The sequence below is a fragment of the Aeromicrobium sp. P5_D10 genome, from assembly GCF_054049535.1.
The window spans coordinates 337,423-357,174 of the sequence record NZ_JBFUME010000006.1; the positions used below are offsets into that span (position 1 = coordinate 337,423).

General features: G+C 64.8%; 20 protein-coding genes and 1 pseudogene. 15 read left to right on the forward strand and 6 right to left on the reverse strand.

The window, feature by feature from the left end; genetic code table 11:
• The first annotated feature begins 191 nt into the window (after positions 1–191).
• Together ACXJKC_RS14200 and ACXJKC_RS14205 are read left to right on the forward strand one after the other, a co-directional pair.
• Entirely contained in the window at positions 192–650 is a 459-nt protein-coding gene (locus tag ACXJKC_RS14200) for a hypothetical protein (protein WP_456697387.1), read from the forward strand.
• Positions 651–685: 35 nt separating this feature from the next.
• The gene (locus tag ACXJKC_RS14205) at positions 686–1,255 is read left to right on the forward strand and encodes an HhH-GPD-type base excision DNA repair protein (RefSeq protein ID WP_456697388.1); all 570 of its coding nucleotides are present in this window, start codon (positions 686–688) and stop codon (positions 1,253–1,255) included.
• Here ACXJKC_RS14205 and ACXJKC_RS14210 read toward each other — a convergent pair.
• The gene (locus ACXJKC_RS14210) at positions 1,244–1,840 is read right to left on the reverse strand and encodes a hypothetical protein (protein WP_456697389.1); all 597 of its coding nucleotides are present in this window, start codon (positions 1,838–1,840) and stop codon (positions 1,244–1,246) included. The genes ACXJKC_RS14205 and ACXJKC_RS14210 overlap by 12 nt on opposite strands.
• A 35-nt stretch (positions 1,841–1,875) precedes the next feature.
• Here ACXJKC_RS14210 and ACXJKC_RS14215 point away from each other — a divergent pair, with 35 nt between their 5' ends.
• Positions 1,876–2,520 carry a class III extradiol dioxygenase subunit B-like domain-containing protein gene (locus ACXJKC_RS14215; protein ID WP_456697390.1) on the forward strand — a complete coding sequence of 215 codons (645 nt, stop codon included), beginning with the start codon at positions 1,876–1,878 and terminating at the stop codon, positions 2,518–2,520.
• Here ACXJKC_RS14215 and ACXJKC_RS14220 read toward each other — a convergent pair.
• Positions 2,513–2,740, reverse strand: coding sequence for an antitoxin (locus ACXJKC_RS14220; protein ID WP_456697391.1), 228 nt, complete (start codon positions 2,738–2,740; stop codon positions 2,513–2,515). The genes ACXJKC_RS14215 and ACXJKC_RS14220 overlap by 8 nt on opposite strands.
• A gap of 77 nt (positions 2,741–2,817) precedes the next feature.
• On the opposite strand from ACXJKC_RS14220, the gene miaA reads away from it, so the two are divergent.
• Genes miaA through hflX form a run of 3 tightly spaced genes read left to right on the forward strand, consistent with a single transcriptional unit; the run spans position 2,818 to position 5,991 of the window.
• Positions 2,818–3,729 carry a tRNA (adenosine(37)-N6)-dimethylallyltransferase MiaA gene (gene miaA, locus ACXJKC_RS14225; protein ID WP_456697392.1) on the forward strand — a complete coding sequence of 304 codons (912 nt, stop codon included), beginning with the start codon at positions 2,818–2,820 and terminating at the stop codon, positions 3,727–3,729.
• Between the two features lie 49 nt (positions 3,730–3,778).
• Positions 3,779–4,597: a diaminopimelate epimerase gene (gene dapF, locus ACXJKC_RS14230; protein WP_456697393.1), complete on the forward strand. Its 819-nt coding sequence runs from the start codon at positions 3,779–3,781 to the stop codon at positions 4,595–4,597.
• Positions 4,594–5,991, forward strand: coding sequence for a GTPase HflX (hflX, locus tag ACXJKC_RS14235; protein ID WP_456697394.1), 1,398 nt, complete (start codon positions 4,594–4,596; stop codon positions 5,989–5,991). The genes dapF and hflX overlap by 4 nt, the downstream gene beginning before the upstream one ends.
• Here the strand turns inward: hflX and ACXJKC_RS14240 are convergent.
• The gene (locus tag ACXJKC_RS14240; RefSeq protein WP_456697395.1) at positions 5,979–7,028 is read right to left on the reverse strand and encodes a TDT family transporter; all 1,050 of its coding nucleotides are present in this window, start codon (positions 7,026–7,028) and stop codon (positions 5,979–5,981) included. The two genes, hflX and ACXJKC_RS14240, sit on opposite strands and share 13 nt — an antisense overlap.
• Positions 7,029–7,120: 92 nt before the next feature.
• On the opposite strand from ACXJKC_RS14240, the gene ACXJKC_RS14245 reads away from it, so the two are divergent.
• The 5 genes from ACXJKC_RS14245 to galE all read left to right on the forward strand — a co-directional run bounded on the left by ACXJKC_RS14245 (position 7,121) and on the right by galE (position 14,992).
• On the forward strand, positions 7,121–8,041 hold the full coding sequence (locus ACXJKC_RS14245; RefSeq protein ID WP_456697396.1) for a LysR family transcriptional regulator: 921 nt from the start codon (positions 7,121–7,123) through the stop codon (positions 8,039–8,041).
• Positions 8,042–8,167: 126 nt separating this feature from the next.
• Complete coding sequence (locus tag ACXJKC_RS14250) at positions 8,168–10,033, forward strand: ATP-dependent DNA helicase (RefSeq protein WP_456697500.1); 1,866 nt, start codon at positions 8,168–8,170, stop codon at positions 10,031–10,033.
• A gap of 40 nt (positions 10,034–10,073) precedes the next feature.
• Positions 10,074–11,984, forward strand: a complete 1,911-nt coding sequence (locus ACXJKC_RS14255) for a carboxypeptidase-like regulatory domain-containing protein (protein WP_456697397.1) — start codon at positions 10,074–10,076, stop codon at positions 11,982–11,984.
• 70 nt (positions 11,985–12,054) lie between these two features.
• The gene (locus ACXJKC_RS14260; protein ID WP_456697398.1) at positions 12,055–13,989 is read left to right on the forward strand and encodes a hypothetical protein; all 1,935 of its coding nucleotides are present in this window, start codon (positions 12,055–12,057) and stop codon (positions 13,987–13,989) included.
• Positions 13,990–14,014: 25 nt separating this feature from the next.
• On the forward strand, positions 14,015–14,992 hold the full coding sequence (gene galE, locus ACXJKC_RS14265; protein WP_456697399.1) for a UDP-glucose 4-epimerase GalE: 978 nt from the start codon (positions 14,015–14,017) through the stop codon (positions 14,990–14,992).
• Here the strand turns inward: galE and lexA are convergent.
• The gene (gene lexA / locus ACXJKC_RS14270; protein WP_456697400.1) at positions 14,967–15,695 is read right to left on the reverse strand and encodes a transcriptional repressor LexA; all 729 of its coding nucleotides are present in this window, start codon (positions 15,693–15,695) and stop codon (positions 14,967–14,969) included. The genes galE and lexA overlap by 26 nt on opposite strands.
• A gap of 83 nt (positions 15,696–15,778) precedes the next feature.
• Between lexA and ACXJKC_RS14275 the strand changes: the two are divergent.
• Positions 15,779–16,620, forward strand: a pseudogene (locus tag ACXJKC_RS14275) (SDR family NAD(P)-dependent oxidoreductase).
• On the opposite strand, the gene ACXJKC_RS14280 reads toward ACXJKC_RS14275, so the two are convergent.
• Positions 16,617–17,468: a YihY/virulence factor BrkB family protein gene (locus ACXJKC_RS14280; protein WP_456697401.1), complete on the reverse strand. Its 852-nt coding sequence runs from the start codon at positions 17,466–17,468 to the stop codon at positions 16,617–16,619. The pseudogene ACXJKC_RS14275 and the gene ACXJKC_RS14280 overlap by 4 nt on opposite strands.
• Positions 17,469–17,763: 295 nt before the next feature.
• On the opposite strand from ACXJKC_RS14280, the gene ACXJKC_RS14285 reads away from it, so the two are divergent.
• The 3 genes from ACXJKC_RS14285 (at position 17,764) to ACXJKC_RS14295 (ending at position 19,119) form a co-directional block, all read left to right on the forward strand.
• The gene (locus ACXJKC_RS14285) at positions 17,764–18,144 is read left to right on the forward strand and encodes a LysM peptidoglycan-binding domain-containing protein (protein WP_456697402.1); all 381 of its coding nucleotides are present in this window, start codon (positions 17,764–17,766) and stop codon (positions 18,142–18,144) included.
• Between the two features lie 91 nt (positions 18,145–18,235).
• On the forward strand, positions 18,236–18,913 hold the full coding sequence (locus ACXJKC_RS14290; protein WP_456697403.1) for a type 1 glutamine amidotransferase: 678 nt from the start codon (positions 18,236–18,238) through the stop codon (positions 18,911–18,913).
• A complete protein-coding gene (locus ACXJKC_RS14295) occupies positions 18,910–19,119 on the forward strand; it encodes a hypothetical protein (RefSeq protein ID WP_456697404.1) in 210 nt (69 codons plus the stop codon). Before ACXJKC_RS14290 ends, ACXJKC_RS14295 begins: the two co-directional genes overlap by 4 nt.
• Here ACXJKC_RS14295 and ACXJKC_RS14300 read toward each other — a convergent pair.
• Positions 19,116–19,688, reverse strand: a complete 573-nt coding sequence (locus ACXJKC_RS14300) for a Dps family protein (protein WP_456697405.1) — start codon at positions 19,686–19,688, stop codon at positions 19,116–19,118. The genes ACXJKC_RS14295 and ACXJKC_RS14300 overlap by 4 nt on opposite strands.
• Positions 19,689–19,752: the final 64 nt, after the last annotated feature.

Sequence of the window (19,752 nt, forward strand, 5' to 3'; positions counted from 1 at the left end):
CCCCCACTCGCTACGCTCGCGGGAGGTGCCCCCAACAGCTCCTCAACCACCGGCCAGGGACATGAACGGGTCCCTGAGGAGCGAGCGAAGCGAGCGTCTCGAAGGGCCGTACCCGGATGGGTGTCGGATTTGCCGAACTCTGCTCCAGGCTCCCGGGGCACTTGCTGCCAGGCCGCTCTGGGCTGGGTGCGATGTTGATGGTGCGGTTGGATCTCGACACCCTGATCCACGGCATCAAAGCCGCGACGTTATCGACCGGCACCAGGATTTCTGCTTCACAGGCACGGCTGATGGCTTGCAATTTGGGGATTGTGCCGCAAGTTTTCGGCGGCAAATCGCTGCCGTTGGATCATGGGCATGAACAACGGCTGTTCACCAAGGCTCAGAAACAAGCGCTGGCTGCCCGCGACCATGGGTGCACATTCCCGGGATGTGACAGGCCACCTGAGGAGTCCGAAGGGCATCACTGGCGGATGGACTGGGCCAAAGGCGCCACCACCACCCTCGACGACGGGCTACTCATCTGCCCACACCACCACCGACTGATCCACTCCGAACCGTGGTCGATCAGACTCAGCACGGCCGGCCATATCGAATACCGGCCACCCGAATCAACCCTGTGGCAACGCAACCACCGCTGGCGACCCTGAGCCCTCGAGCGGGAGTTTCTTGCGATGATGGAGTCATGGCCATCCAGATTGCGCAGGATCCACACGCTGACCAAGTTCTGACTGACAGCCCGTTCGCGCTGCTGGCAGGCATGCTGCTCGACCAGCAGTTTCCGATGGAGCGGGCGTTCGCGGGGCCGGCCAAGGTGCTCGATCGTTTCGGGACACTTGATCCGGCCGTGATTGCGGACGCCGATCCCGAGGCATTCGCTGATCTGTGTGCGACACCGCCGGCGATCCACCGTTACGGGCGATCGATGGCCGGACGGTTGCAGGCCCTGGCCCGGATCGTGGCCGACGAATACGGGGGTGATGCTTCCCGCATCTGGACCGAGGCCAAGACCGGCGACGCTCTGATGAAGCGGCTTACCGCGCTGCCGGGATTCGGCGAGCAGAAGTCCAAGATCTTCGTCGCGCTCGTGGCCAAGCAGTTGGGCGTCAAACCGCGTGGCTGGACGACAGTTACCGGGGACTACGGCCGCAAAGGCTTCCGCTCAGTCGCCGACGTCGTCGATGCGGATTCGCTGGCCAAGGTGCGGGCGCACAAGAAGGAAATGAAGGCCGCCGCCCGCACGTCAGATCTCTGACGTGCGGTGCCGAGGGTAAGGCCACAGCAGACTCGGCGGGACGGCGCAGACGGCATCGCCGAGCCAAACGTCCTCCATCCGCTGATGAAGAGGATTTCCTGACGAGTCCACGGGAGCAACGAAGGTGGCCTCGCCCCGGCGCAGCAACTCGGTGCGGAAGCGATCACGAGCTGCCAGGAGCCTGGTCCAGTCGTCGAGCCACTGCTGTGCCGGACGGTCGGCACGGATGAGTTCACCGTGACCGCGCTCGATCTCCGTCAGCATCACGGTGACCGCCAAATCCTGGTCTTCGATCGTCTCGGCTTGTTGCCGTGGCGAACCACTGACAGGCATCGACTCGACCGTAGTGGTCATCAGCTCGCAGGCATCGTCGATGATCGCGGTGAGGTCGGTGTCGTCGATGAGGCCCGGCGCATCGCGGGTTTCCAGGACGATGATCGTCGTGGTGAGCAGTATCGCCACAACAGCGCTGAGAGCCGTTGCCGCGATCGCGAGCCACTTCCACCGCTTCTGGATCGGCGGGGGTGGGAACTGCCAGGCGTTCTGCCGCGGCGGGTAGGGCGGCAGCCCCTGAGAGTCGAACACAGGTCCATCGTGACACGCCAGGTAGCCTTCGTCGCGTGATCGTCGCCGCCGCTGTGTGCCCGCACCCTCCTGTCGTGGTGCCGGAGATAGCGCCGGGTACCGCCGCCGAGCTCGAAGAGTTGCGACGCGCCTGCTCCGAAGCTGTGCAGACCGTACTGGATGCAGCACCTGAGCGCATCGTGGTTGTGGGCGCCGGAGTTGCGGCCGATGACCTGGACGAAGGAGCAGGTGGCACCCTCGCGTCATACGGCGTCGACGTCCGGGCCGGGGGAGATGCGCTCGTGCTCCCGCTGAGCCTGACGATCGGCGCTTGGCTGCTCGATCGGGCGGGCTGGTCGGGCGCGAGGACGTACTCGACGGGCCGTCCCCTGATCGACGGCCGGGTCGGTCTGCTCGTCATGGCCGATGGCAGCGCCAAACGTTCGCTGCAGGCACCCGGATTCCTCGACGAACGTGCCGAGCCGTTCGACGCCGCGCTGGCCAAGGCCCTGTCCGAGGGCGACGCCGAGTCGCTCGCATCGCTCGATACCGATCTTGGGGCAGAACTCTTGGCCGCGGGCGTCCCGGCGCTCAAGACCTTGGGAGAACTGACAAAGGGCGCCGATATCGTGGCGCGTCTGCGCTACGACTCGGCGCCCCTCGGGGTCGGCTACATCGTGGCCGACTGGGTGCTCAGGTAGCGGGCTTGTCGCCGCCCTCGGCGAGCTTGTCGGCAGCGTCCTTGGCCTTGTCGGCGGCGGAATCGATCTTCTCGTCGAACTTGCCCTTTGTGGCCTTGTTGGCCAGGTCGGCTGCCTTGTCGATGCCCTGATCGATCTTGGCGTTCTGGCTGGCGGCCAGATCGGCTGCCTTGTCTTTGAGTTCAGGAGCCTTCTTTTTCAACTTGTCGAGGAAACCCATGGGTTCACTCCTTCTGTTGTTAGGCGTGGGCACGACCGCCCCCGTGTAGCAATCACAGTACTGCGAGAATTTGCGATATGTCCTTACCTGACCGCATCGTGGCTGTCGTTGGCCCGACGGCGTCGGGCAAGTCGTCGCTGTCTGTTCAGATGGCGTCTGCGCTGGGAACCGCTGAGGTCATCAACGGCGATTCGATGCAGCTGTATCGCGGAATGGACATCGGTACCGCCAAGCCGACCGCGGCCGAACGTGGCGATGTCGTCCACCATCTTTTCGACGTCCTCGACGTGACCCAGCAGGCCAGTGTCGCCGAATTCCAGGGCTGGGCGCGCGCGATCATCGACGACTGTTCCGCGCGCCGAGTCACGCCGGTCATCGTCGGCGGGTCGGCGCTGTACGTGCGCGCGGTCCTCGACCGTCTGGAGTTCCCCGGAACGGATCCGGCGGTGCGAAAGCGCTGGGCGGACCAGCTGCGGGAGCGGGGACCCGCTGAACTGCATGCCGAACTCGCCCGCCGTGATCCTGCCGCAGCGGCCCAGATCCTGCCCAGCAACGACCGGCGGGTCGTCCGAGCCCTGGAAGTCATCGAACTGACCGGCGAACCGTTCACCGCCACGATGCCGGGGTACGACTCGATCTACGACAATGTCACGATCCTGGGATTGGACGTGCCCCGCGACGTGCTCGATCGGCGGCTGACCGCGAGGGTCGAACAGATGTGGGCTGCGGGCTTCGTCGAGGAAGTGCGGTCGCTCCTGCCGTCCGGAATCGAGGAGAGCCTGACGGCCTCCCGCGCGATCGGCTACCAGCAGATATTGGCCTTTCTGCGCGGAGAGATGACCGAGGACGAGGCGCGGGAGGCCACCGTCACCGGAACCCGCAAGTTCGCCCGACGTCAGGACCGCTTGTTCCGCAAGGACCCCCGGATCCACTGGCTCAAGTACGACGCGGACGATCTGGTGGATCAGGCCCTGCGTCTCGTTGGTTGAGGATCCGCGAGGCACGAGCAGTGTTTCGAAACCAAGTAGACTGGAACCCATGACCTTTCCATGGCTCAAGGGGCACGGCACCGAGAACGACTTCGTGCTGCTCCCAGACCATGACGGCACGATCCACGGTGAGCTGGACGCTGCCTTCGTGGCCGCACTCTGCCACCGTCGGCGCGGTATCGGTGCCGACGGTGTCTTGCGCGTCATCCGAACTCAGGCGATCGGCCTCGAATCGGCCGGCGAGTGGTTCATGGACTACCGCAATGCCGACGGATCGGTCAGTGAGATGTGCGGCAACGGCATGCGGGTCTTCGCCTTGCATCTCGCGCAGGAAGGTCTCGTCGATCCGACGACGCCGTTCGTCGTCGGCACGCGCGACGGAGACAAGACCATCACATTGGACGGCGACCTCATCAGCGTCGACATGGGCGCTCCGCAGATCCAGGGCGTCTCCAAGGTCGCCGTCGACGGTCACGCCTGGGAGGCCCAGGACGTCCGTACTGGCAATCCGCACGCTGTCGCCTTCGTCGATCGCCTGAGCGATGCCGGCACCCTGCTGCAGCAGCCCGAATTCGACCGCACCGTCTATCCGGACGGCGTCAACATCGAGTTCGTCGTTCGCCAGGGTGACCAGCACGTCGCGATGCGGGTCCACGAACGTGGATCGGGCGAGACCCGCTCGTGCGGCACCGGCGCCTGTGCGGTGGCCGTGGCCACAGCAGCCGCTGACCGAGCCGAAAGACCGGCGACGTACCGCGTCGACGTGCCGGGCGGCACGGTGCACGTGACCTGGCGTGCCGATGACCACATGATCCTGACGGGTCCCGCCTCAATTGCCGCACGCGGAAATATGGATTGGATTGCATGACCGACACTTCGACAGGCCCAGCTCACGAAATCGGCACGGAAGGTCTCGAGCTGGAGGAGCGCAACTCACTTCGCCGAGTCGTCAACCTCCGCACCGAACTCGAGGACATCACCGAGGTCGAGTACCGCCAACTTCGGTTGGAGCGAGTCGTCCTGGTCGGTGTGTGGACCGAAGGCACCGTCGAGGACGCCGAGAACTCCCTGGCCGAGCTCAAGCTGCTCGCCGAGACAGCCGGTTCCGAGGTGCTCGATGCCATGATCCAGCGGCGGCAGAAGCCCGACCCCGCGACCTTCATCGGCTCGGGCAAGGTCGAGGATCTACGGGCGTCGGTCGAGGCCAGCGGCGCCGACACGATCATCTGCGACGGGGCGCTCGCGCCCAGCCAGCTGCGCAATCTCGAGGACAAGTGCAAGGTCAAAGTCGTCGACCGCACGGCGCTGATCCTCGACATCTTCGCCCAGCACGCCAAGTCCAAAGAGGGTAAGGCCCAGGTCGAGCTGGCCCAGTTGAAGTATCAGAAGCAGCGACTGCGCGGTTGGGGTGGCAATCTGTCGCGCCAGGCCGGTGGACAGGCCGCGGGCGGTGAGGGCATCGGTGGTCGTGGCCCCGGTGAGACCAAGCTGGAGACCGATCGCCGCCGCATCGAGATGAAGATGACCAAACTGCGACGCGAACTGATCGACCTCGGCAAGGCCCGTGAGACGAAGAAGGCCAACCGCAAACGTCATGACATCGCCTCCGTCGCGATCGCGGGCTACACCAACTCAGGCAAATCGAGTCTGCTCAACCGACTGACCGATGCCGGTGTGCTGGTCGAGAACGCACTGTTCGCGACCCTCGATCCGACGACCCGGCGCACCCAGACCGCCGACGGCCGCGTCTACACGATGTCTGACACCGTCGGCTTTGTCCGCAATCTGCCGCACCAGCTGGTCGAAGCGTTCCGTTCGACGCTGGAGGAGGTCGCCGAGTCCGATCTGATCCTGCACGTCGTCGACGGCTCCCACCCCGATCCCGAGGGACAGATCGCTGCGGTGCGCGAGGTCTTCGCCGATGTCAACGCGACCGAAGTGCCCGAGATCATCGTGATCAACAAGGCCGATGCCGCCGACCCGATCGTGTTGCAGCAGTTGCTGTCCCGAGAGCCGCACGCGATCGTCGTCAGTGCGCTGACCGGGGAGGGCATCGATGAACTGCTGAGTGCGATCGAGGCCGATCTGCCGCAACCGGCCAGTCGAGTCGATGTCGTGCTCCCGTACTCGCGCGGCGATCTGCTCAATCTGATCCACACCCAAGGCGAGATCGAGTCCCTCGACCATGAAGCCGAAGGAACCCACGTGGTCGCCCGGGTGCATGGTGCGCTGGCGGCCGAGCTGGAACGTTACGCGAGCTGATCCAGCGGGAGCAGACGGCCCGATCGCAGGCCGCTCACGGTCCGTATGGCCACGACGACCCAAGCGGTCAGCAAGATCAGGAACAGCGCGACCGCCGCGACCTCGAGCACAGGGCTGCCGGTCGCGGCGGCGAGCCCGGAGGTTCCCGTGACGACGGTGCCCACCGGGAAAGTGAACGACCACCACGTCAACGCGAACGGCATACCCTGACGCGCCGTCCTGGCCGTCAACGTCGCGGCGACGATGAGCCACACCGCTGCCGCCGTCAGAACCGGCACGCCGTAGGCCACCGCGAACGTTCCGTGCGGAGCCAGCGTGTGCGCGGCGGTCGCCGACTGGCCCAAAGGTCCGACAACGATGAACAGCGTCGGGATCGTGGCGGCCGTACCGAGCCGGCCGGTTGCGACATTCCGGACGATCTGCGCGATGAGCGGAAGGCTCGCCGCCAGGGCGATCGCGAACAGCGCCCAGCAGGTGAGGCGCACGGGCGTGTGCAGCGAAGCCGGAAGATAGGGCACGAGGACCCCTCCTGCCGCGGCGCTCACCATCGGGGGGACGACCGGCATGAGCCAGCCGCCGAATGCCGGACCCCGATAGGTGTGGTGCATCCGGCGGGGCACCGCGACGGTCGTCCACAGCCCCAGGGCTGTCCCGGCAATCCACAGCGTCATGCTTACCGCCGTGGCCGCGGGTGTGCCGATCAGATCTCGACCTACCAGCAGGGCGCCGGCTCCGACGGTCATGAGCGCCATGGCCGGGGCACCGTAGAAGTGCGATAGCACCGGATCGTTCAAGTGAGCGCGGGCAGTGGATGGACGCCGGATCCATTGGCGGACGTTCACGGTGATCAGAATCAGGAGCAGGCTGGCTGCCAGCAGCCATATGAAGCGCGCGAACACGTCGATGGCGGCGTGGTGAACGGGCAGGCCGACAGCTGCGGTGGCCACGATCCCGGTGCCCATGACAGCGGCGAACCAATTGGGTCCGAGTGCTGCTCGTCTGGCCCTGACTGCGGGGGAGCGGGTCATCGTGGTCATAGTTCCAGCGTGGGCGGTTCGTGACTCATCGAGTAGCGGTCAGTTGCCTGTGGGTCCACAGGCAACCCCTGTGACCGGAGTAGGCTGTCGAGGTGCCCCTCAGCCCCCGCCTACCTGACCTGACCGCGATGTCACTGCTCGTCGACGTCGCCAGATTCGGCAGTATCGGCGCCGCTGCGAGGGTCCAGGGCATGACTCAACAGGCTGCCTCCGAGCGGTTGCGGGTCCTGGAGTCACAGGTGGGCTTCACGGTCTTGCATCGCAGTGCCCGCGGCTCGACCCTGACGACGTCGGGCACTGTTTTGGTCGGCTGGGCCGCGCAACTGCTTGACCTCGCCGAAGAGGTCGACGGTGCGATCGCGTCTTTTCGCACCGATCGTCGCCGTGAATTGCACATCGCTGCCAGCATGACGGTCGCCGAGCACCTCGTCCCGCGATGGATGGTCCAGTTGCGCGAGCGGCAGACTCGCGAAGGCGTGGAGCCGACCGCTGTCAGTCTCCAGGCCGCCAACAGCCGTCAGGTCCTCGCGGCGGTTCAGGACGGCACGGCTGATCTCGGATTCGTCGAGGGCACCGACGTCCCCGACGAGCTGGGCACGCAGGCCGTGGGATCGGATGAACTTCTGCTTGTCGTGGCTGCAGGCGGGCCGCTGTCGGGCACGCGGAAGGCGCTGACGCCAAGGCAGGTGGCCGAGTTGTCGCTGACATGCCGTGAGGTCGGTTCGGGCACTCGGGAGGTTCTCGAACGGGCACTCGCAGCGCACGATCTCACGATGGCCACGCCTGCTGTGGAGCTGACGACCTCCACTGCGGTACGCGCATCGGTCAGGGCCGGAGGAGCGCCGGCATTCCTCAGCTCGCTGGTGGTCGAGCATGACGTCGCGGCCGGGCACCTGGTCGTCGTCACTACCAGTGGGCTCGACCTGCGACGCACGTTCCGTGCCGTGTGGGCAGGCAGCGATATCCCGCCGTCCGGGCCAGTACGGGAGTTGCTGGGGCTCGCCGGCCAGTGACCTGTGGACGGCATCGCATGGGCGTGAGCGGGTCCAGATAACCTTCAGGATGTGCCCGATATCCGCGACGTCCTCCATGCCGCGGTCGAAGCTGTCGGCGGCACGGACCGCCCGGGTCAGATCGAGATGGCCGAGGCCGTCAAGCGCGCACTCGACACCGGCGAGCACCTGCTGGTGCAGGCAGGCACCGGAACGGGAAAGTCGCTGGGCTATCTCGTGCCGAGTCTGCTGCACGGCAAACGAGTCGTGGTAGCCACCGCGACGCTCAACCTGCAGCATCAGCTGGTCGAGCGTGACATCCCGGCGCTGAAGGCAGCCGCCAAGGCGACTCTCGACAAGGTGCCGCATCACGCCGTCGTCAAAGGCCGCGGCAATTACGCGTGTTTGCACCGGGTCCGAGAAGGTGCCCCCGATGACCAGGGCACGTTGATCGAGATCCCCGAAGGGTCATTGGGCGCCGAGGTCGTCGAACTGCGCGAGTGGGCCGAGGAACAGGCAGCTGGCGGCCACACCGGCGACCGTGACTCCGCGCCGTCGCACAACGACCGTGCCTGGCGGCAGGTCAGCGTCAACCACCGTGAATGCCTCGGAGCGTCGCGCTGTGCCCATGCCCTGGAGTGCTTCGCCGAACTGGCCCGTGAGGACGCCCAGACCGCACAGGTCGTCGTGACCAATCACGCCCTGCTGGCCATCGACGCGATCGACGGCGTGCCGATGCTGCCCGAGTACGACGCCGTGATCGTCGATGAGGCACATGAGCTCGCCGCCAGAGTGACTCAGGCCTCGACCGACGAGCTCGATCCGGTCATCGTCGAACGCGCAGCCAGACGTGCGAGGGCGCACGTGGAGGGCAAGGAGGCCGATGATCTGTCCGACGCATCCGACAATCTCGCCGACGTCCTCGCGCGGACGCAGGAGGGACGTATCGACGAGCCGTCCCAGCCATTGCAGGAAGTGCTGGCCTTCGTCCGCGATACCGCACGCAACTGTCTCTCGGCCTTTCCGAAGGAGAAGGACAAGGGCGAGCCCGACGCTGCCAAGCTGCAGGCCAAGGGCATGGTCGACGAGGTGCGCAAGGTCGCCGAACGAATGGCTGCCAAGGCCGAGACAGAAGTGCTCTGGCTGAGCGATCTGCGAGGCAATAAGCAACTGCACATTGCGCCGATCGATGTGTCGGCGGCGTTGCGCGACAAACTCTTCGGCAGTAAGACCGTGGTACTGACCAGCGCGACACTCAAACTGGGTGGCGGATTCGACCCCGTCGCCCGCTCCTTGGGCCTGTGGGACGATGACCCGCCGTGGAGTTCGCTCGACGTCGGCTCGCCATTCGACTACAAGAAGCAGGGCATGCTCTATGTTGCCCGAGACCTGCCGGCGCCGGGCCGCGATGGCCTCGAGGAAGCGCAGCTCGCCGAGATCACGGCGTTGATCGAGGCGGCCGGCGGACGGACGCTCGGGCTGTTCTCATCACGCCGCGGCGCCGAGAAGGCGGCTGAGGAGGTACGTGCTCGGCTGCCCGACATCGATATCTGGTGTCAGGGCGATGCGCAACTACCCGAGCTGGCCCGACGGTTCGCCGAGACGCCGACCACATGCCTGTTCGGCACCTTGAGCCTGTGGCAAGGTGTCGATCTGCCGGGTGAGACGTGCCAGCTGGTCATCATCGACCGCATCCCGTTCCCGCGCCCTGATGATCCGCTCATGAGCGCCCGACAGCGCCTCGTCGAGAAGCGGGGCGGCAACGGGTTCATGGCGGTGGCAGCCAATCATGCGGCGCTGCTGCTGGCGCAAGGAACCGGACGTCTGATCCGTCGTTCAAGCGACAAAGGCGTTGTCGCGATTCTCGATCCGCGGATCGCCACCGCACGCTACGGCTCTTTCCTGGCGGCGTCATTGCCAGATATGTGGCGCACCACGGATCGCGAGATCGCGCTGGGGGCGCTGCGGCGGCTCGACTCGGCAGCAATGGCCGCGACAGGCTCTTCCGACTGATATCGTGAGGCGGCTGTCCGCCACCACGTTTGGGGAATTCATGAAGTACCGCGGTCTCCTGTTGCTGCCCACCTTGGGGGCAGTCGTCGCCGGATTGCTGGTGGCCTCTCCCGCGGAAGCGGCGAGTCACAAGTCGTACCTGAAGTCCAAGAGCATCGCGATCTCTTCGACGGGCAAGGGCAAGGTCGCGATTGCCTGCAAGTCGTCGAGCACGTGCAAGGGCACGCTCCGATTCGTCGGGTCGACCAAGACCACCAAGTACAGCGTTCCGGCCAAGAAGACCGTCTATCGTGCCGTCGCGCTGCGATCTGGCGACTCGGCCAACCCCCACCGTGGCGGCACGTCCAGGAACGGGCAGTACTTCTACAAGACCGGCCAGAAGCTCCGAATCGTCGAGACCTCGCCCAAGAAGGCGACCACGACCTACGCCGTGACCACAGAGACCCCGGTGTGGCGGCAACAGATCACCGGAGTCATCGCGGCCGTCAACGGTAGCGACGTCAGTGGTGTTCGAGTAGAGCTCCTACGTCTGGTCCGCGGGGGCAACACCAGCGTTGTCCGTTTCGTCAACGATCTGAGCGCCGGCGACCGTTACACGCTCAGTGTTCCGCTGGGTGCGAACAACTCGCCGTCGGGTGCCTTCCGGTTGCGGATCAGCGCCAAAGATCAGGACGGTATCAGCCGCACTTGGTACTGGCGAGGCAGAAATAGTGTTCCGACCGGCGGCGGCCGGTACTTGAACGAAGCCAGCGTCATCCAGGCGACGAAGACCAGCGATTTCAACGCGGACTTCCGCTACTCCTCGATCCGTGGGACAGCGCCTGCGGGAACCACAGTGACTGTAGTCGCGCCGCCGAGGTCATATAAGGGCGGAAGCACCGTCACCCGCGAACTCGATTTCGTGGGCTGCGGAAATGCTTTCGGCGAGACCCGGGCCGCATCCAACGGCACCTACCGAATCGACTTCCTGCCCTACCGTGCAGGCGAGCGCAGGTACATGGTTTCTGCACGCAGGGGCTCGGTCGACGCGTGGTACGGGCGGTCCGCCGAGCGGTTCGGTAGCTGTTTCGACGTGGGCAGATACGCGTACTCGACAGCCAATCTGATCGACCTCGACGGCACGACGCCCGTGACCCGGAATGTCGACGTGTCGGCCAGCGGAATCGACATCGCGGTCAACGGTTCATTCTCGGGGTTCAGTCCGACCACCCAGGGTGATCGCTGGATCCGGTTGCGCGAGCGGGTACCAGGCGCGCCGATTCTCGACGCTCCCGTGGTCGCCGAACGATTGGGCAATGCCAGCGGAAACGTCCGGTTCAGCGATGTGCCGCCGGGCAACTATTGGGTCGAGCTGGGTCGACGTACAGGCTGCTCGGACTGGTACCCCAGCCGTTTCCCGAACAACGCCGCATACTTCAAGGGGCAGGACCGGGGCGCCGAGCGCTGGAAGGCGTTCCGCAAGCTCTCTGATCTGAACAGCGGCCTGCGTGCCAAGGCACGCAGCGTGCGTCCCAATCCCGCAACAGATGCGCAGAACAAGGTCAAGGCCGGATCGCGCGGCTGGATGTACCGATCGCACTGCCGGGCTGTTGGCGCTGGCAAGTACGTCGCCGTCAGCGTTCGCGACACCGGCTCGTCCTACACCAAGAGCGTCTCGGTGAGGGCTGCGAAGGGTGCGTCGGTCAGCGGTCGCGTCGTCCGTAGCAAGGGCCGTACCAACAAGGAGATCATGGTGCGGCTGTCGTCGACCGACGGTGTCCGTGTGCTTCGCACCGCCATGACCGATGGTTCCGGACGGTTCACGGTTTCGGGCCTGCCGAGCGGCAACTGGTCGGTTGCGGTCAACAGCGACTCGTGGCGTGGAATCGGCCGGGCGTTCAAGGGTCGGCACAGCATCCGGGTCAACGCCGGTAGGAGCTATTCGGTCGGAACTCTGAGGTTCAACGGGTGAGGTTGGGCAGGAGTCGCCAAGATTTGTTATGTTGGCCGCTGCCTGTCATCGAAGTTCTCGGGGGATGTTCATGAGACTGCGTACGCCTGCCATTGCTCTTGCGCTGATGGCGTTGGTGGTCTCGCTGTTGTCGGCGTTGCCCGCTGAAGCGGCCAGCTACTACTCATCTGTCAAGACGACTCGCGTCGCTTTGAGCTCGGACGGCACCGGGAAGATCCCGGTTCGCTGCTCACGCAAGTCGAAGACTTGCAAGGGCAAGATCTGGTTCCGCGACGACATCGGTAAGCCGCGATCGCGAAGCTACTCCGTCAAGGCCCGCAAGACGGCCTACGTGTCGGTGGCGATCAACACGGGCGCTCCAGACAATCCGCACCGCGCTCCGGCAGTTGCCGGTCGCGACATCAAGACAGTCAAGAACGTACGCCTGACGGTCGCAGAGACCTCACCCAAGCGGGTTACTCACCACTACAACTCGATGACCACTGAGACACGTCTGACCCGTCAAGACATCACTGGCGTGGTGTCTGGCGTCGGTGGGTCGTTGGCCCGTGACATCCGGGTCGATCTAGTTCGTACGATCAAGGGCGGAAACGTCCAGGTCGTCAAGGGTCAGGACATCACCGTGAATGGCGGACGATTCCGCCTCAGCGTGAGCTTGGGTGCCAACAATGCCTCGAGTACTCCCTATCGCCTGCGGATCAGAGGCAAGGATCAAAACGACGTCACCCGGTCGTGGTATTGGCGCGGCACCAGCAACAAGCCGGCCGGCGGGGGTGCGCACCTGAGTGACGGCAGTGTCATTCGAGCTACCCGTATCAGCGATTTCATCGCCAACTTCACCTACGGAAACATCTCCGGAACAACTTCAGCGGGTACCGAGATCACGGTGGCGTCGCCGCCGCCTTCGTACAGCGGGGGATCGTCGAAACTGCGTGAGCTCGACATCATGCGCTGCGCCAACGTCTTCGGCCAGACCATTGCGAATAGCTCTGGCGCGTATCGGGTGGGCTTCCTGCCGCTGACAAGCTCGTCGTCAAACCGCTACATGGTGGGAGTCAAGCGTGGCTCGGTGCAGGCGTGGTACGGGCGGACGAGCACCCGATACGGCAGCTGCTACGACATCACGAACTACAGCTACAAGAAGACCAACCTCATCACTCTGACCAGCCCACTGGTCAAGTCACTCAACGCCAGCTCAAGCAATAACCGCGTGACGGTCAAGGCCCGCTACTCACGAGCCTATAAGCCGACGAGTCAGGGTGACCGTTGGATCCGGATCCGCGAAAAGGTGCCAGGAGCGAAGGTGCTCGACGCCCCGGTCGTGGCCGAAGGCATCGCCAGCAGCTCGGGAACCCGGGTATTCAACAATATGCGGCCGGGAAGCTACTGGGTCGAAGTCGGGCGACGTACTGGTTGTTCTGACTGGTATCCCAGTAAGTTCACCAATAACCGTGCCTATTTCAAGGGCGCGGATCGTGGAAACGAGGCGTGGAAGTCGTTCAAACGGCTGAAGAGCCTCTCCGGAAACAAGAACAGTGGCCTCGAAGCCAAGGCGCGTCGGGCGGATCCCAATCCGGCCACGAACGCGCAGAACAGCATCAAGCGTGGCTACGCCGGCTGGATGTACCGCGGCTACTGCAAGGCTCATGGCGCGGGAACCATCAACACCTTGAATATCTCGAACACCGGCCAGCGAATCACCAAAACCACGAGCACCAACAGGCAGGGTGCTGTCGTCAAGGGGCGGGTCACCCGCACGAAGAAGCGCACCAACAAGGAGATCATGGTGCGCCTGTCGTCCTCGGCGGGAACTCGGGTCATTCGCACCGACATCACCGACAGCAAGGGCACGTTCTACATCGCGGGCCTGGCCTCGGGCTATTGGACCATTTCGGTCAACTCCGACTCCTGGCGCGGTATCGGACGAAAGTTCAGCGGCAAGAAGTCGGTCAAGGTCAAGGCGGGCCGGGGCTACAACGTCGGCACGCTGCGCTTCAACGGGTAATGGTCCCACCTGAGAAGGTGGAGTCATGACTGTTCTCGTCACCGGCGGTGCCGGCTACATCGGCTCTCACATTGTCAGGGCTTTCCGCCTCGCAGGACTCGACTGCGTCGTGGTCGACGACTTCTCCAGTGGGCACCGCGGCTTCGTGCCCGATGACGTCGAACTGATCGACGCCACGATCCTCGACACGACGATCGTCGCCAAGGCGATGGTCGAGCACGAGGTGGAGGCCGTCGTTCACCTGGCAGGGTTCAAGTACGCCGGGGTCTCGGTACACCGTCCCCTGCACACGTACGAACAGAACGTGCAGGGGACTGTCAGCCTGCTGCGGGCCATGAACGAGGCCGGAGTCGACAAGATCGTGTTCTCGTCGAGCGCTGCGGTCTACGGAACGCCTGACGTGGACCTGGTCACCGAGACAACCGAGACGGCGCCGGAGTCACCGTACGGTGAGAGCAAGCTGATCGGCGAGTGGCTGCTGCGTGACACCGCGAGGGCGCACGCCCTGCACCACACGTCGCTGCGCTACTTCAATGTCGTCGGCTCGGCCGTGCCTCAGCTGTACGACACGAGCCCGCACAATCTGTTCCCGCTCGTGATCGAGGCGCTGCTCGAGGGGCGTACGCCACGGATCAACGGCGCGGACTACCCGACGCCGGACGGTACATGTGTGCGGGACTACATCCACGTCGCCGATCTGGCGGACGCGCATGTGGTCGCCGCCCGGAAGCTGCTGGCCGGTGTCTCGTTGGAGTCCGTCTACAACCTCGGTAGCGGCGATGGCGTCTCGGTGCGCGAAATCATGACCGCCGTGGCACAAGCGACCGGGATCGACTTCGATCCCGAGATCACCGACCGGCGTCCGGGCGACCCGGCACGGATCGTCGCCTCGGGCGAGCTGGCCGCGCGAGATCTTGACTGGACGATGCGGTATTCGGTCGCCCAGATGGTCGAAAGCGCCTGGGCGGCCCGTCGTCTCACACCCGCCGAAGGACCGCGGTGACCTTGCCGAGGATCGTGGCATGGGTGCCGTCGATGGGGGAGTAGTCCCGATTGTGCGGCAGTAGCCAGACCTGGCCGTCTTTGCGCTGGAAGGTCTTGACGGTCGCTTCGCCGTCGAGCATCGCAGCGACGATCTCGCCGTTCTCGGCATTGGGCTGCTGGCGGATCACGACATAGTCGCCATTGCAGATCGCGGCGTCAATCATCGAATCGCCGGAGACTTCGAGCATGAACAACGTCCCGTCGCCGACCAGGGATTTGGGCATCGGGAAGATCTCCTCGACGCGCTCCTCGGCCAGGATCGGTCCGCCGGCCGCGATGCGCCCCACCAGCGGGATATTGGTCGCGGTGGGCGCCGCGTCGTTGATGCCGGTCTCGTCGAAGGGCGCCTCGTCGTGCGGCACAGTGGCCATCGAGCGCCTCGCCGCGAGCACGTCCGGCAAGAAGATCTCGAGCGCGCGAGGACGGTTGGGATCGCGCTTGACGTAGCCGAGACCCTCGAGAGTGCGCAGCTGGTGAGCGACCGAGGACGTACTGGTCAGGCCGACGGCAGCACCGATCTCGCGCATGCTCGGTGGGTAGCCGCGCTTCTCGATCTCATCGCGCAAGAACTCCAGCACCTTGCGCTGGCGGACGGTCAATCCAGTGGAGTCCGCCGGCCCGTCGGGGAGCTCGGTGACGTCGGCTTTGCGTTCGTCGCTCATGTGTGAACACTAACCCGGATCGAGGCCCAGATTCAAACATATGTTCGATGGCGTGTCGTGCCCTGTAACTCTAAGTTGGGGCGATGCCCAAGACACTCGTGAAGCCCGGTCAACCGAGAACCGCTGTCGTCACCGGCGCCGGCCAAGGTATCGGACGTGCCGTGGCGGTCGAGCTGATCCGGCGCGGATACAGCGTGATCGTGACCGATATCGACGAGCCGGCGGCGATACGGACCGCGAGCGAGATCGGCGCGTCGGCGGGCTACGGCCTCGATGTCACCGATCCCGAGGCGCGAACCGCATCGTCGCGGTGCGCGCCCGTGAGATCGCGCCTTTGGGCGCCTGGGTCTGCAATGCGGGTGTCTTGTTCGAAGGCGACACGACGGCCCTGACCGAGCAGCAGATCCGCACGACGGTCGAGGTCAATGTCTTGGGCGTCGTGTGGGGAGTACGTGCGGCTGCCGATGCATTCCGCGAGCAGGTCAGCACCGGGGTGACCGGGGGAGAGATCGGCATCCTGGCCTCTTTGAGCGCACATGCCCCCGTAGCGGGTCTCAGCGTCTACGCCGCGTCGAAGGCTGCGGTGCTCTCGCTCGCGACATCGCTGGTGGCCGAGTTGCGCAAGGACAAGATCCGCGTCCACGCCCTGTGCCCTGACGGGGTCGACACTGCGATGGTCGGTTCGATGGCGCCAGATGGCGGGGCGAGGGCGATCTTGGCGGCAGGAGTCCTGTTGACACCGCAGCAGACAGCTCATGCACTGGTCGAGATGTTCGGCACCCGGCGGTCGGTCAGGACTGTGCCGATGTGGCGTGGGGTGCTCGGCAGGAGCGCCACGTTGGCGCCGGGCGCGGCGGCCCGGGTCGATCCGTTGATCAAACGTGTGGGTGCACGGCGGCTGCGCAGACAACGGGCAGCGTCCTAGAGCTCGCGGGGGGCGTCCTCTTCGATGGTCTCGGTCGTGACGATGTCTTCGTTGACGGCCTCGATCGTGGCCCCGAACAAGATCGCGTACAGGCCGATCCAGAGCCACAGCAGCAAGATGACGACGCCGGCCAGTGCGCCGTACGTCTTGCCGTAGCTGCCGAAGTTGTCGACATAGACCGAGAAGCCGACCGACACGATGACCCAAAGTGCGCTGGCGACCAGCACTCCCTTGGTCACGAGCTTGGGCGACTTCGGACGGTCCGGCGCCACCCGGAACAACACGCCGATCGCGATCACGAGTGCTCCGAGCAGAATCGCCCAGCGTGCGAGTTCGAGCAGGACACGGACGCCGGGCACGATCTCGAAGGCGTCGAAGATCGCCGGTGCCGCTGCCACGAGAGTGATCACCACGAGCACGAAGACGATCGCGCCCAACGTCAGGCCCAGTGCCAGGAGTTTGCGCTGGACGAAACCGCGCGAGTCCTTGATGCCGAACATGACGTTGATCGCGGTCACCAGATTCCCGACGCCGCCTGAGGCGCTGTAGAGCGCCAGCGAGACCGCCAGGACCAGTCCCACGCCGAGGGAACCGCTCGACGTCGACGTCAGGTTCTCAAGTTGCCCAGTGACCAATGAGGCGGCGTCAGCCGGCAGCGCATCAGTAAGTTCCTCGGACTGTCGTTGGACGGTTTCGGGGGAGGCGACCAGGCCGTACGTCAGCACCCCGGCGATGAGTGCCGGGAAGAGCGACAAGAACGCGTAGAACGCCACGCCGGCCGCGAGTAACGGTGCTTGTTGCGCCGATGCCTGCTTCCAGGACGTTCGAACGATGTGAGCTACAGCCATGTCTCGACGGTAGTGCGCGACGGCTGCTCTCGCCTGTTTTGGCGGCGGGCGGGGAGACTGTTCGAACAAATTCTGCGCAATTTGGCACTGCAATTGCAGTGGTTGAATGACGCCACTCGAATTTCTGTTCGATTAAGACTTCCTTTTGTCGGAGGTGGCCCCTATTGTCGTACATGTGTTCGATCGAACGCCTGTTCGCATCATCGAATGACATCGAGAACCGCCGCTCGGTCGAACGCACCACATCTCTGGCAACCGAGTTCCAAACCGTCTCACTTCCCCCACGGAGGCACGCATGAGCACCATGACCATCAATCAGTTCGATACCCGTTCATTCCGCGACGTGCGCGTCGTCCCGGTGCAGCGCGAGACGGCCCCGGTCCGGTTGACCCGCCGCGGCAAGAGTGTCGTGCTGGCGTCCGCGATCGCCGCGATCGCGGTCCTCGCCGTCATGTTCGGCCCGTCGTCGACTGCGACAGACCAGGCGGGCACACCGTCCGAGACCAGCGCGGTGCGCATCATGCCCGGCACCACACTGTGGGATATCGCCGTCAAGGCCAACCCCAACGGCGACATCCGCAAGACCGTCGACGAGATCATCAAGCTCAACTCCATGCCGAATGCATCTGCCCTGCAGGTCGGCTCGGAGATTGCGGTGCCGGTCTACTCCAAGTAGTCACCGCGCACGACGACGCAGCCCGTCGGGGTCACAAGGGAAGGTGACCTCGGCGGGCTTCGTCATGACCCCTGTGAGCCACAATGAGTCCATGCGGATTCACGTGGTCGCCGATGCGACTGACAAGGACGGCGGTTACGTCGTCGACCGGCTCATCGAACGCGGCGGCGAGATCATCGAGCTCGACCGCGACGACCTCACGACGTATGACCAACTCGGCCGATCCGATCTGATCTTGTTGCTCGGATCGGACAAGTCGGCTCATGATCCCCAATGGAAGTCGGCTGTCACGGCTGAGACACGTCTGATCCGATCCGCGCTGCAGACGGGCACGCCGATCATGGGCATCTGTTATGGAGCGCAGCTCCTCGCCAGAGCGCTGGGCGGCACATCGTGGCGCTCGGACCAAGCCGAATTGGGCTGGGGACGAGTCGACACGATCGATCCGGTGTTATGTCCCGAAGGCCCCTGGGGGCAGATACACAGCGATGTGTTCGCGCCGGGTCCGACATCGCGGATCCTCGGCACGTCGTGGCGTGGGCCGCAGTGCATCATCGACGACTCGATGGGCACTCGCGCGATCGCGTGGCAGTTCCATCCCGAGGTCAAGCCCGACACATATGAACGCTGGGTGCATGAGGGTTACTTCGGTGACCTCGGCGTCGACACCGCGGCGTTGATCCGGCAGGCGCATCAGAACGCGATCCAGTCGCGTATCCGCGCCACCGCGTTGACCGACGCGGCACTGACCTACCTGGGCGTCGCATGAAAGGGCGGCCCAGCGGCTACGAGTGGAGCGTGCGCGGCAAGGAGGTCGTGATCACCCACCACGGAGTCGTGGGAGCGGTGCTACGAGGTCCGACCGCTCACCAGTTCGTCCGTGACGCCGAGCACGGCGATCAGCAGCTTCTCATGGCGAGGGTCGTGACCCGAGGTACCACGGCCCCCGCCAAGAAGCCGCCCCGCAAGCGTTAGTCGGTGACGTCTGCTGCGGCATGTGCGTCCGCAGCTGCCTGCTTCTCCGACGTGGCGTCGGCGGTAGACAGGCGTCCACCGGTGCTCTCCAAGTGAGCCCGGATGAACCAGTGGAACAGCTCAAGCTGCCTCTGCTGACCGATGATCATGTCTTCGGTGACCGGATCCAGCTCTGAGACGGCCGCCTGCGCCTTGCGGTGGTCCTCCAGGAGGCCGACGTACACCTCATCGAGCGCCCCGAGGTGCTCATTGGTCGTGGCCCGACCGAGAGAGTAGTCCTCCCAGGTACGTCCGGCGACGATTGCGCCTGGGGTTCCCTTGGGGGAGACGCCGAGCGTCGCGATACGTTCGGCGGTCTCGTCGACCATCGCGATGACTTCGTCGACGTGCGGGTCGATCATTTCGTGGACCGCGATGAAGTGCGGGCCGACGACGTTCCAGTGCACGTGCTTGAGAGTCAGGTGCAGATCGTTGAGGGCGTTGAGCCTGTCCTGCAGGAGGCCGGCGAGCTTCTCGCCGTCGGCGTTGGTGAGGCCAGGAATCGTGAATTTCGGGGTTGAGTTAGCCATGTTCTTTTCGTACCCCCTCTGCTCGCGCTCAATCGTGGATCTCGGGGGAGGGACTACAGCAAGG

Excerpts from the sequence above, each read along its gene's own strand:
- ACXJKC_RS14200 (WP_456697387.1), top strand. The coding sequence starts at position 192 with ATGTTGATGGTGCGGTTGGATCTCGACACCCTGATCCACGGCATCAAA.
- ACXJKC_RS14205 (WP_456697388.1), top strand. The coding sequence starts at position 686 with ATGGCCATCCAGATTGCGCAGGATCCACACGCTGACCAAGTTCTGACT.
- ACXJKC_RS14220 (WP_456697391.1), bottom strand. The coding sequence starts at position 2,740 with ATGGGTTTCCTCGACAAGTTGAAAAAGAAGGCTCCTGAACTCAAAGAC.
- miaA (WP_456697392.1), top strand. The coding sequence starts at position 2,818 with ATGTCCTTACCTGACCGCATCGTGGCTGTCGTTGGCCCGACGGCGTCG.
- dapF (WP_456697393.1), top strand. The coding sequence starts at position 3,779 with ATGACCTTTCCATGGCTCAAGGGGCACGGCACCGAGAACGACTTCGTG.
- hflX (WP_456697394.1), top strand. The coding sequence starts at position 4,594 with ATGACCGACACTTCGACAGGCCCAGCTCACGAAATCGGCACGGAAGGT.
- ACXJKC_RS14240 (WP_456697395.1), bottom strand. The coding sequence starts at position 7,028 with ATGACCACGATGACCCGCTCCCCCGCAGTCAGGGCCAGACGAGCAGCA.
- ACXJKC_RS14250 (WP_456697500.1), top strand. The coding sequence starts at position 8,168 with ATGGCCGAGGCCGTCAAGCGCGCACTCGACACCGGCGAGCACCTGCTG.
- ACXJKC_RS14255 (WP_456697397.1), top strand. The coding sequence starts at position 10,074 with ATGAAGTACCGCGGTCTCCTGTTGCTGCCCACCTTGGGGGCAGTCGTC.
- ACXJKC_RS14260 (WP_456697398.1), top strand. The coding sequence starts at position 12,055 with ATGAGACTGCGTACGCCTGCCATTGCTCTTGCGCTGATGGCGTTGGTG.
- galE (WP_456697399.1), top strand. The coding sequence starts at position 14,015 with ATGACTGTTCTCGTCACCGGCGGTGCCGGCTACATCGGCTCTCACATT.
- lexA (WP_456697400.1), bottom strand. The coding sequence starts at position 15,695 with ATGAGCGACGAACGCAAAGCCGACGTCACCGAGCTCCCCGACGGGCCG.
- ACXJKC_RS14280 (WP_456697401.1), bottom strand. The coding sequence starts at position 17,468 with ATGGCTGTAGCTCACATCGTTCGAACGTCCTGGAAGCAGGCATCGGCG.
- ACXJKC_RS14285 (WP_456697402.1), top strand. The coding sequence starts at position 17,764 with ATGAGCACCATGACCATCAATCAGTTCGATACCCGTTCATTCCGCGAC.
- ACXJKC_RS14290 (WP_456697403.1), top strand. The coding sequence starts at position 18,236 with ATGCGGATTCACGTGGTCGCCGATGCGACTGACAAGGACGGCGGTTAC.
- ACXJKC_RS14295 (WP_456697404.1), top strand. The coding sequence starts at position 18,910 with ATGAAAGGGCGGCCCAGCGGCTACGAGTGGAGCGTGCGCGGCAAGGAG.
- ACXJKC_RS14300 (WP_456697405.1), bottom strand. The coding sequence starts at position 19,688 with ATGGCTAACTCAACCCCGAAATTCACGATTCCTGGCCTCACCAACGCC.